The sequence below is a fragment of the Anaerococcus tetradius ATCC 35098 genome, assembly GCF_000159095.1.
In the GTDB taxonomy this organism is placed as follows: domain Bacteria; phylum Bacillota; class Clostridia; order Tissierellales; family Peptoniphilaceae; genus Anaerococcus; species Anaerococcus tetradius.
Map to the genome: position 1 here is coordinate 214639 of NZ_GG666295.1, position 12172 is coordinate 226810.

Genomic DNA, 12172 nt, shown 5'->3' on the forward strand with positions numbered 1-12172 from the left:
AGCTGAGCTTTTATAAGTTTATATATAAGCTTCTTTTTTGAATCTATCTAGTACAATCTTTAAGGCAAGTTTTCCATGATAGTAGTTAAGACCACCTTGCAAATAAACTATATATGGTGCTCTCAAAGGACCATCAGCTGATAATTCAGATGTAGCTCCTTCTACAAAACCTCCTGCAGCCATTATAACTGGATCTTCATAGCCTGGCATAGGATAAGCTTCGGGAACGAAGTTAGAGTCAACACTACAAGCTTCTTGAATAGCCTTGCAGAAAGTCTTGACCTTATCAGGATCTCTTAATATTATTGATTGAACTAAATCTGATCTTGGGTCATCGGTCTTTGGGATTACTTCATAGCCCAATTTAGCAAAGGCTTTAGCAAATAAGATAGCAACTTTCATAGCTTCTTTTACAATATGAGCAGCAAAATATAATCCCTCCGCAACTAGCCTATTTGTACCAAAACTTAACCCCTCATCTTTTCCGATTCCGGGAGCTGTCAAGTAATTTGAGCAGTATTCAATGAGATTTTTTTTACCGCATATATAGCCACCTGTAATGGCTATACCACCACCTAAATTTTTAATTAAAGATCCGGCAACAATATCTGCACCTACTTCAGTAGGTTCTAGAGTTTCTGTAAATTCACCATAGCAATTATCTACAAAAACTATGGCCGTAGGATTAGCTTGTCTTATTTTTATAATGGCTTCTTTGATTTCAGAAATAGTAAAAGCTCTTCTTCGGGTATAACCAGTTGACCTTTGTATCAATACAATCTTTGTTGTATATGTTACAAGATCCTTGATTTTGTCATATTGAATTTTATTTTCATCATCTAAGGCTAATTTATCATATATAACACCTTTTTCTAAAAGATTTCCCTTTTTATTACCTGCAATTCCAATAACCTGTTGCATTGTATCATAAGGGTCATCAGTTATCGATACCATCTGGTCTCCGCTATTTAATAGCGAAAATAAAACTATAGATAAGGCATGAGTTCCTGAAACTATGCTCGGACGAACCAAGGCATCCTCAGTATTAAAAATATCTGAAAATATAGCCTCAATCTTATCCATTCCCACATCAGCATAGCCATAACCTGTAGCTTGCATAAAGTCTGATGTTTGAAGGTCATTCTTTTTTAAGGCACTTAAAACCTTTAGTTGATTATACTCAGAAATTTCATCAATTTTCAAAAATTCTTCATGCAATGAACTTTCTATATCTTTGATTTCTTCATCAAAATTGTAATCTATTTTATAATTGTCGTAAATATTTTTATAAATCATAAGCTCCCTTTATTATACTTAAAATTATATCACTTGCATCATCTTTAGTTAACTTATCCATCTTAATTTCATGGGTAAATCCATAATCTAGATATTTCTTCATCCAAGTTATTTGCCTTTTTGCATAATGTCGGGTGTTTTTTTGAATTAGCTCAATCATTTCTTCGTAAGTTATTTCATCATTTAAGAAGCTTAGTACTTCTTTGTAGCCTATTGCTGACATAGACTGAGATTTATCAGTTAGCTTGTATTTTCTAACTAAATATTTCACTTCTTCTACTAGCCCATCATCTATCATTTTAAGGACTCTATGATTGATTCTTTCATATAACAGATCTCTATTATCATAATTTAGAAAAAACACTAGAGGATTAATATTATCATTTAATTTTCTTTCTCCGCTCCTAATATCTGAAGGAATCTTACCACTTAGATGATAAATTTCTAAGGCTCGAATAATTCTATTAACTTCATTAGGATGGTATCTTTTGGCAGTTTCAGGGTCAATTTCAGATAAACGCTTATATAAAAATTCATTACCCTTATCAATGGCAAGGGCTTGTAATTCATTTCTATATCCTTGATCCTTCTTAACTTGACCATAATTCATCTCATAAATTAATGAATCTATATAAAAACCTGTACCACCTGCTACTATAGGAATTCTATTATTATCATTGATTTTTTTTACCAAACTTCTAGCCTCTCTTGAAAAATCCTCAACAGAAAAAGGCTGATCAGGATTAATCAAATCTATCATAAAGTGATCAACTTCAAAAATGTCTTCTGTTTTGTTTGTACCAATATTCATATATCTATAAACTTGTTGGCTATCAGCTGATATTATCTGACTTTCCAAAGATTTTGCAAGATTAATTGCTATATCGCTTTTTCCACTAGCCGTAGGGCCAGTTATTACTATTAATCTATTTTTCAAAATATTTCTCCACATCTTTTTCATTTATTTTTATAAGAGTTGCTTTGCCATCGCTAGTTTTATATGGATTAGCCATAGCTGATATGTCTTTAATTAAGGCGAAAGCCTCTTTTTCACCAATCTTATCTCCCTTCCTAAAAATATATGAAAGGTTCAGTTTCCTAAGCTTGTTATAAAGATAATCTACATCCCTGTCATAATCAATATCAATAAGATCATAGAAAAATTTATCATTTTCTGGAATTTCAAAAATAAAAGGAGTTGACCTTATAATTATTGACTCATCACTTATAATTTCAGCGTCAAAACCTAAGTTATTTATGAATTCTTTTTTACTATTAAATTTTTCAAAATCATTTCTATTTAACTTTATTATTATAGGATCTAGTAAAATTTGTTTATCAATTGATTTATTGGATAATTGCTTAATAAACTTATCAAAGTTAATCTTCTCCGATGCCCTTCTATGGTCTAAAATATAAAGTTCATCTTTCTTTTCAAATAAGGAATATCTATTAAAAATAGAACACTTATAGCTTAAAAACTCAAAGTCCTCCAAATATGTTTGTTCTTCGAATTCTTCTTTAGGCTGATTTTTATTTGAAATAGATATTTTTCTTTTATCTTCAATACTGTCATTTTGAACGTCTAATTCTATATTATTGTTAAAGAAATCATCAAGCGACTTAGATTTATAATCTTTTTTTTCTTTAGTTTTGTACAAATTACTCTTATTCTCTTCTTTGGCGAAAGAAGATACTTTGTTATATTTATTGAGAATTTGTCCATAATCAGAAAAATCCATTAAATCTTCGCTAGTTTCTGTCCTTACATCTATCTCTTTGGCCTTATTGTTCTCCCCTAATTTTATGCTAAGGGTTCCATCAATTAATTCTATAAGTTCATCTTCATAGGAAAACTTAATACTCCTCTTATTAGGATGAACGTTAACATCGAGATTTTTAGGATTAGTACTAATATAGATAAAATAAACTGGAAATCTAGCATTAGGAATAAGACCCCTATAATTTAGCTCGATCCTATCCCTAATCAAGTCACTATCAACTAGGCGATTATTAATATAGATATATTGTACGGATCTGTTGCCCCTATAATAGTTAGAATTTGATATATAGCCATTAATTTTGTAGATATCATTTTTAGCTTTAAGGCTAATTAAATTTTCACCTAAACTATCATCAAGGAGTTTTGAGATTCTTACTTTCAAGTCCTCATTTTTATTAGTTGAAAATTCAATATTGTCATTTTTTATAAATTTAAAAGATATATCTTTATAACCAATAGCAAAAGCGTACATTAGTCTACTTATACGATTTGCTTCGAGCGTATCAGATTTAAGAAATCTCCTACGAACAGGTATATCTCTAAACAAGTCTTTAACAACAATACTAGTTCCCGTATTAGTAGCTATACTTGTTAAAGAAGATTTACCATTATCAAAATTTATCTTACTTCCTATATCTTCAAAATCAGTTTTACTTATAGCGGTTAGTTGGCTAACAGTGACAATACTTGCGAGAGCTTCACCCCTAAAACCTAACGAATATATATCATATAAATCATTAAAGTCTTTAATCTTTGATGTAGCGTGTTTACTAAAGGCAAGTTCAATCTCACCTCTTGCTATTCCACAACCATTATCTGTAACCCTTATATAAGTCTTACCACCATTTTTTATTTCGACGGTGATAGTATCCGCTCCAGAATCTATAGAATTTTCGACTAATTCCTTGATGATTGAAACTGGAGATTCTATAACTTCACCAGCCGCTATCTTTTCGATAGTCTGATCGTCCAATTTTATTATAGTCATTACAATTCTCCAATTTTCTTTAATAAATCATTTAGTTTATTAATCGCTTCTATTGGTGTTAGGCTATTTATATCTACAGCTGAAGCAAGATTTTTTATAGCAAGTATTTTTTGATTTGATATATCTGCGATAGAAGATGATAATTCCTTACTTTTATTTATTTCAAATATCTCATTCGTAGATAATTTGTCCATAATTATTTTAGCGTTATCGATTATTTCATTAGGCAAACCACTTAGTTTTGCAACCTCTATCCCGTACGATCTATCAGATTTACCCTTTTTTATTTTCCTTAAAAATACTAGATTATTATTTTCTTCTAATATTTCTATTTTAAGATTTGTTACATTTTCTAGTTCATCTTCTAGAATGGTTAGTTCATGAAAATGTGTTGCGAATACAGTCTTAACTTTCTTGTGCTTACTTAGATACTCGACTATAGCCATAGCTATACTAAGACCATCATCAGAAGAGGTTCCCCTACCTACTTCATCTAATATTACAAAAGAATCCTTAGTAGAATTTTTTAATATATTACTTACCTCATTCATTTCTAACATGAAGGTCGACTCGCCCTTAGAAATATTATCGCTTGCTCCAATTCTTGTAAAAACTTGATCACAAATTGATATTTCACAAGCTTTTGCAGGTACGAAAGAGCCAATTTGAGCAAGGATTATAATTATTGCCATTTGCCTCATATAAGTCGATTTACCAGCCATATTAGGCCCAGTTATTATTTGAATAAGATTTTCTCTACTACCTATGTCGGTGTCATTTGGAATAAATTCATTCTCTTTTAGATTATTTTCTATAACCGGATGTCTACCATCCTTAATTTTTATAATATTGTCATCTCTTAGCTTTGGCCTTACATAAGAATTTTCTAGGGCTATTTTTGCAAATGTGTTCAAGGCATCAATCATAGCAAGCATCTTAGCGAGAGCTTGTAACTTTATAGTATTTGCCAGTATTTTTTCTCTAATATTTGAAAAAATCTTATATTCTAGCTCATTAAGCTTATCTTTTCCACCCAAAATTATATTAGCAATCTCTTCCAATCTCTCACTAGTATATCTTTCTTGATTTTTTAGAGTTTGTTTTCTGACATAGTTTTTTGGGACCTTATCCAAGTTAGCCTTAGTTATTTCAATAGAATAACCATTATTTTTATTAAAAACTATTTTATAATTTTTAATAGCAGTTTTTTCTTTCTCCTCATTTTCATATAAAATCAAATCGCTTTGAGCATTTTTAGAAGCTATTTTTAGAGAATCAAGCTCTGTATTGTATTTATCTTTTATTATCCCACCCTCGCTTATCCCTAGGGGCGGATCATCTACAATAGCTTTATCAATCAGTTCATATATATCGCTAACATCTGGCAGATTTAAAGCTATATTTCTTATATGCTCACTTTCACTTGCTTCTAGTATTTCTCTAAGTTTGGGCATATTTGCTATAGAGTTTTTTATCGAAATAAAATCCCTTGCGTTTGCTCTTTTGTAGGATATTTTTGCAATAAGTCTTTCTAGGTCGTAAACATCTGATAAAATATTGGAAATATTGTTAGAAAGAATCCTATCTTCAAGGAAGCTTTCAACTATATCAAGTCTCCTATTTATTTTATCCCTATCAATAAGAGGTCTTTCCAAATATTCATTTATTAGCCTAGATCCCATCACGGTATCAGCTTTATCTAAAATACTTAAAAGTGTGTTTTCTTTGGTATTATTATTTAAGTTTCTATGAAGCTCCAAATTCCTTCTTGTATTTGCCTCAAGCTGCATATAATCGTTTATTTCTAAAACTTCAATATTGTTAATGTGGCTTAGGTTATCCTTATGATACTTATAAATATAATCAATTAAATTAGCTAAGGACAAGATAGCTAATCTCATATTAGAGATTTTTTTGAAATTCGTTTCACCGAGATGATTCTTAATCATACTTGCTCTATTAAGATAGTCCTTTGGATTTTCTATATAATTAAGAAAGATTTCATTATCATTGAAATATCTTTTCAATACATTATCTGAAAAATCTGAATTAATTAGGATTTCTGAAGGATTGATTCTTTCAATTTGATCTATTGCCTTTTTTGCTAAAGACGAACTAAGTCCCTTTATTTCAAGGCAAACTAGTTTACCAGTAGATATATCGCAATAGCTTATAGATAGACCATAATCATTTTGAAATAATGATAAAAGATAATTATTCTCCCTATTATCCAAGGATTCCATATCAGTAATAGTACCAGGAGTAATTACCCTAGTTATAGCTCTTTTTACAAGCCCCTTAGCTTCTTTAGGATCTTCTACCTGATCACATAAGGCCACCTTATAGCCCTGCTTTACCAACTTAAAAGCGTAGCTATCAATAACATGATGAGGTACTCCACACATGGGTGCCTTTTTCTCATGTCCGCAATCCTTACCAGTCAAAGTTAGAGATAAGGCCTTACTTGTTATAATCGCATCATCAAAAAAACTTTCATAAAAATCGCCTACCCTGTATAAGAGTATAGAATCTCTAAAATCATTTTTTACATCTACATAATGTTTTAGCATAGGAGTAAGTTTATCGTACTTAAAATTGCTCTTCATTTTAACTCCATTTCATAAATTTATAGCCTAGCAAAAAAATACTCATGCCTAACATGAGTATTACTGTATATTTAAAAGCTTAGCGTCCTTTACCCAAGAGGATTTGTTATCGCTTGTAGTATCTATTATCGAAAATGTTCCCATTGAATCATCATAATCCCTGTTAGCTTTGTTATTAATCTTATATACAAGAAGAACCCTATTTACTTCCAAAGCAACAGACATCGGAAAAGTAGTAGTATTACCATTAGAATCCTCTATAAGTAAATCTGGAGCTTCCTCTAGATTATAACCTAAATCACCTAAGAGTTTTTCTAGGGCAACTCCTGTTAATTCAACAACTTCAAGCCCTTTATTTATTCTAACCTTCTGTTTTATAGCTTTAAGCGATCTAATTTCTCTTAAAGAATAAGAATGTTGGATATTATCGCTATCCCTAATTACAATGATTTCTTTATCATATTTTTTCAAATAATAATCAGATATCGTATTTTTAACAAATATAATCAGAAAAATTGCCAATACTAGGCTTATTAAGCTTAAATATATCTTATACTTGTTCTTTTTAAATCTTTTATACATCCTATTTTTCATTACTGACCTGTTGAACCGAATCCATCTTCTCCCCTGGCTGAATCATTCAAATTATCTACAAGCTCTATGTCACACCTTTGGTATGGTTGTATGATTAATTGAGCTAATCGATCACCATTTTTTATGACTTGTGTTTCCTTGCCATAGTTATAAAAGAACACCATAATCTCGCCCCTATAATCAGAATCAATTACACCAATTGTATTAGAAAGCATAAGTTGTTTTTTTACACCTGTAGAAGATCTAGGATATACTCCTCCAAAGTATCCTTCTGGAATCTCTACCCTAACACCAGTATGAACCTTAACTGTTTCTCCTGCTTTAACGATTATATCTTTATCTGTGTATGAATATAAATCTAAACCTGCTGCATGGGCTGTTCCATAAGAAGGAATTTTAGATTCAACAATCATTTTAAGTTTTTTATTATTCATAATCCCACCTTTTCTCTATTTAATATACCAATATTCGTTAACTTTACAATCTTTAGAGTATAATTAAAAGAAAGGAAGGTGTAATATGGAAAATATAACAAAAAGATTTTTGAAATATATAACATTTGATACTAAAAGCGATCCAGACAAAGGAGAAAGGCAAAAACCATCCACTCCTGGACAACTTGTCTTAGCTAAAGAATTAAAAAAAGAACTAGAAGAACTTGGATTAGAAGCAAACATTAATGAAGAAGGATTCGTATTTTCTAAACTAAAATCCAATTCTAATAAAGACATTCCAAGAGTAGGTTTCTTATCCCACATGGATACCTCTCCAGAAATGTACGGCAAAATAGATAATCCTCAAATCATAAAATATGAAGGTGGTAATATCAAACTTAATGATGAAAGAAGTATAAGAGTCGAAGAATTTCCAATCCTAAATAAGCTTAAAGGGCTAACATTAATAACAACCAGGGGAGAAAGCCTGCTCGGAGCTGATGATAAAGCAGGTATTGCATCAATAATGAATGCAATCGAATTTTTAATAAACAATCCGCAAATAGAACATGGTGATATTATGATTGCCTTTACTCCTGATGAGGAGATAGGAACAGGCTGTGATACATTCGATGTAAAAGCTTTTGATGCTGACTTTGCCTACACGGTTGATGGTGGCTATCTTGGTGAATTAGAATATGAGTCATTTAATGCTGCTAGTGGAATTGTAAGTATTAAAGGAAAATCAATTCACCCTGGTTCAGCGAAAAATACTATGATTAATTCAATTACAGTTGCTAGAGAATTTGACAATCTTTTGGGGGATGTAAGAAGGCCTGAACATACAGAAGGCTACGAAGGTTTCTTTCATCTTTTAAGTATTAATGGTGATATTGAAAACACTAAGATGGAATATATCATTAGAGAGCATGATAGGAATAAGTTTGAAGCTATGAAAAAAGAATTTAAAGATAATGCAAATTTCTTAAACAAAAAATATGGTAATATAATTAATATTAAATTAAACGATTCCTATTATAATATGGGCGAAATAATTGAAAAAAATATGAAAATAGTTGACTACGCCAAAAAAGCCATGGAGAATTTGGGTATCAGCCCAATTATAGAGCCTATCAGAGGAGGAACAGATGGTTCTAAGCTATCTTTCATGGGTTTACCAACACCAAATATCTTTACTGGTGGCATGAACTATCACGGAGTTTATGAATTAATTCCAATTGAACATATGATTAAGGCTAGTGAAACTATAATTGAGATAATAAAAATCATAGCAAACGATATCTAATGAAATTTTTATATAAATATGTTATAATATAAGTGTGAAGATAATTGATATGGAAAGGAGATATTCAATGACAGACGAAAATAAAGTAAATAACACAAATCAATACAGAGGAAACTCTGAACTTGATAAAAAAGTTAGGGAAACTAACAAAAACGCAGGTGGAGAATCTCTAGATAGAAAACTAGGTCCAGATCAAGAAAATCTAAGAAGCATCACTGACGAAGCTGATGAAAATTCAAATGTAGGTGTAGAAGCTCGTAGAACAAGAGCTGATTTTTCCGAAAATCCATCAGAAGATTAAGTTGTTTTAATCGAGTAGGAGGTTAATGATTAATTCATCTACCGACCTCTCACACCACCGTACGTACGGTTCCGTATACGGCGGTTCTACAGAGACTGTGTAAAATTTTGTGTATAGAAACCTCCTGATTAGGGTAAGTGAAAACTAATCAGGAGGAATTTTTATGCCAAGAAAAAGACCAGAAACAAAAAGAAGCAAAATAGCAAAAATGTTAATTGAAGAATACCAGCCTCAAAGTGCACAAGATATTCAAGAAGCACTAAAAGATCTTTTAGGCGATACAATGGAAGAACTTTTAAAAGCAGAATTAGATGAGCATTTAGACTATGAATATGGAGAAAAACCACTTTCCTTAAATACAAGAAATGGCACTAGTAAAAAAACAGTTAGATCATCATATGGAAATATAGATTTAAACATACCAAGAGATAGAGAAGGAACATTTGAACCACAATCATTAAAGAAATATGAAAAAGACATATCAAACATAGAAAATCAAATAATATCAATGTATGGCAAAGGAATGACAACAAGAGACATATCATCTCACATCAAAGATATTTATGGTTTTGGCATATCAGAAACAATGGTAAGTAAAATAACCAACAAAATACTACCAACCATAGAAGAGTGGCAAAATAGACCACTAGAAAAAATCTATCCAATGGTCTTCTTAGACGCTATACACTACCACGTAAGAGAAAACAACATAGTAGTCAAAAAAGCGGTATACATTGCCCTAGGCTACAACCTAGAAGGATTTAAAGAAATACTAGGAATGTGGGTAGGAGAAAATGAATCAAGCAAATACTGGTTACTAGTCTTAAACCAACTAAAAGAAAGAGGTCTTGAAGATATCCTGATAGTTTCAACAGATAACCTCCCAGGATTCACACAAGCAATAGAAGCAGTATATCCAAAAGCAGAAATACAAAAATGTATAATCCACCAAATAAGAAACTCAACAAAATATGTATCCTACAAAGACATAAAAGAATTAATGAAAGACCTAAAAGCAGTATACAAGGCACCAACAGAAGACTTAGCCTTAACAAATTTAGGAGTCTTTGAAGAAAAATGGGATAAAAAATATCCAATGTGTGTAAGCTCTTGGAAAAACAACTGGGCAGAATTATCGACGTATTTTAAATATCCAGACGGAATAAGAAAACTGATATATACAACAAATGCCATGGAAAACTTCAATAGGCAACTAAGAAAAGTAACTAAAAATAAAACCATATTTCCAAATGACTATGCTCTACAAAAAAGCTTGTATCTAGCAATGGTAGATGCCTCAAGCAAATGGACAAGTAGAATACGAGGCTGGGATCAAATCTTATCCCAATTATCAATATTTTTTGAAGGGAGGTTTTAATCAAGATAAAAATTTAGTATGAAATCGGCTGCAAATTTTCATAAAAATTTGACAGTTTATTAAAGTTGTGTAAAATTAAGTAAAGCTCCATTCCTATAGGAATGGACAAACATTGATACATAAAAAAATGTATCAACCCTTACCCTTATATCAGGATTTAGGTTGATACACAAAATTATTTACAGACCCGTTCTACAGTTTAATTTGAACTTTATTGTAATAGCTGACTAGGGATATATAGCCCCTTTCAGCTATTCTTTTGTTGTTAAGAGCTCTATTGAGTACTGGGCTTTTTGCTATTCTCCAATAGGATTTACGTGTATTTGCCCATTGCCAAGCTTGAAACTTTCCTGTTCCTAATTTTACTAAATTTGTAAATTTAGTTTTGACTTTCTTCCAGCTTTTCCATGCACACATTCTAATTCTTCTTCTTAACCATTCGTCTAGTTTCTGAAGATGGTTTCTCATGTTTGCAAGTTTGAAATATTGAATCCATCCTCTTACGATTTGGTTAATTTTTATTCTTCTTTGCCTATAGCCTAGTGCATTACTTCTGTTTGTTACTGCTTTTAGTTTTGCTTTTAGTTTCTTTAGGCTTTCTTTGTGTACTTTTAATTGGGTTCCATTATTATGGTAAAATCCATATCCTAGATATTTTGTTTGGCTTAATTTTCTTATTGAGGTCTTTTCCTCATTGACTTTTAGCTTTAATTTCCCTTCTAACAGCTTTTTGACTCTTTTGTAGTATCTTTCGGCTGCTTTCTTATTTCTTGCGAATATTAGCATGTCGTCTGCATATCTTACAAATTTGTATCCCCATTTTTCAAATTCTTGGTCAGCTTCGTTTAGGTAGATGTTTGCGAGTATCGGACTTAGTGGTCCACCTTGTGGTACTCCTTTGTCTGATTTTATTTTTATTCCATCTATCATTATTCCTGATTTTAGATATTTGTGTATTAAGGATATTACATCTCCATCTTTTATTTCTTCTGATAGGATTTGTATGAGTTTGGATTGGTTTACTGTGTCGAAGTATTTTTCTAGGTCTAAATCTACTACCCAAGTATTTCCTTCATCTGCTATTTCTTTTATCCTTTTTAGGGCATCATGTGCACTTCTATTGGGTCTAAATCCATAGCTGTTTTCTGAGAATTTCTTTTCATAGATTGGGCTTAATACTTGTGCTATTGCTTGTTGTATTACCCTATCTGTTGTTGTGGGTATTCCTAGATTTCGTTTCTTCCCGTTTGCTTTTGGTATTTGTACCCTTTTTACTGGTTTGGGTTTGTATTTCCTTGCTCTTATTTGTCCTAGTATTTTATCTTTGTTTTCTTTTAGATGTTCTAGGAGTTCTTCTGTTGATATTCCATCTATTCCTGCTGAACCTTTATTGGATTTTACTTGTTTAAAGGCTTCGTTTAGGTTGTTTCGATGGAGTATTTTTTCAATTAGTTCATTTTTGGTATTTTCTTTTGAGTTAATCTTA

The 12172-nt window shown here is 31.2% G+C and carries 10 protein-coding genes; 3 read left to right on the forward strand and 7 right to left on the reverse strand.

The window, feature by feature from the left end; all coding sequences use genetic code 11:
* Nucleotides 1-18: 18 nt before the first annotated feature.
* From HMPREF0077_RS00965 to dut, 6 genes are read right to left on the reverse strand one after another with little or no spacing between them, the layout of a single operon-like run.
* A complete protein-coding gene (locus HMPREF0077_RS00965) occupies nucleotides 19-1296 on the reverse strand; it encodes a methionine gamma-lyase family protein (protein WP_004835970.1) in 1278 nt (425 codons plus the stop codon).
* Nucleotides 1286-2233 carry a tRNA (adenosine(37)-N6)-dimethylallyltransferase MiaA gene (miaA, locus tag HMPREF0077_RS00970; protein ID WP_052588089.1) on the reverse strand — a complete coding sequence of 316 codons (948 nt, stop codon included), beginning with the start codon at nucleotides 2231-2233 and terminating at the stop codon, nucleotides 1286-1288. The genes HMPREF0077_RS00965 and miaA overlap by 11 nt, the downstream gene beginning before the upstream one ends.
* On the reverse strand, nucleotides 2223-4067 hold the full coding sequence (gene mutL / locus HMPREF0077_RS00975) for a DNA mismatch repair endonuclease MutL (protein WP_004835972.1): 1845 nt from the start codon (nucleotides 4065-4067) through the stop codon (nucleotides 2223-2225). The genes miaA and mutL overlap by 11 nt, the downstream gene beginning before the upstream one ends.
* Nucleotides 4067-6673, reverse strand: coding sequence for a DNA mismatch repair protein MutS (gene mutS / locus HMPREF0077_RS00980; RefSeq protein ID WP_004835973.1), 2607 nt, complete (start codon nucleotides 6671-6673; stop codon nucleotides 4067-4069). Before mutS ends, mutL begins: the two co-directional genes overlap by 1 nt.
* Before the next feature lie 60 nt (nucleotides 6674-6733).
* Nucleotides 6734-7267 (reverse strand): hypothetical protein, encoded by a 534-nt coding sequence (locus tag HMPREF0077_RS00985; RefSeq protein ID WP_004835974.1) that lies wholly within the window; start codon nucleotides 7265-7267, stop codon nucleotides 6734-6736.
* Nucleotides 7267-7701, reverse strand: coding sequence for a dUTP diphosphatase (gene dut / locus HMPREF0077_RS00990; protein WP_004835975.1), 435 nt, complete (start codon nucleotides 7699-7701; stop codon nucleotides 7267-7269). The genes HMPREF0077_RS00985 and dut overlap by 1 nt, the downstream gene beginning before the upstream one ends.
* 85 nt (nucleotides 7702-7786) lie before the next feature.
* Here dut and pepT point away from each other — a divergent pair, with 85 nt between their 5' ends.
* From pepT to HMPREF0077_RS01005, 3 genes are all read left to right on the forward strand, one after another.
* Nucleotides 7787-9007 (forward strand): peptidase T, encoded by a 1221-nt coding sequence (gene pepT, locus HMPREF0077_RS00995; protein WP_004835976.1) that lies wholly within the window; start codon nucleotides 7787-7789, stop codon nucleotides 9005-9007.
* A 67-nt stretch (nucleotides 9008-9074) separates the two neighbouring features.
* Entirely contained in the window at nucleotides 9075-9308 is a 234-nt protein-coding gene (locus HMPREF0077_RS01000; RefSeq protein WP_040349206.1) for a hypothetical protein, read from the forward strand.
* A 208-nt stretch (nucleotides 9309-9516) separates the two neighbouring features.
* Nucleotides 9517-10686, forward strand: a complete 1170-nt coding sequence (locus HMPREF0077_RS01005) for an IS256 family transposase (protein ID WP_231723900.1) — start codon at nucleotides 9517-9519, stop codon at nucleotides 10684-10686.
* Between the two features lie 192 nt (nucleotides 10687-10878).
* Here the strand turns inward: HMPREF0077_RS01005 and ltrA are convergent.
* Nucleotides 10879-12172: group II intron reverse transcriptase/maturase (ltrA, locus tag HMPREF0077_RS01010; RefSeq protein WP_004835979.1), on the reverse strand; the 1294-nt coding region annotated here is incomplete at its 5' end.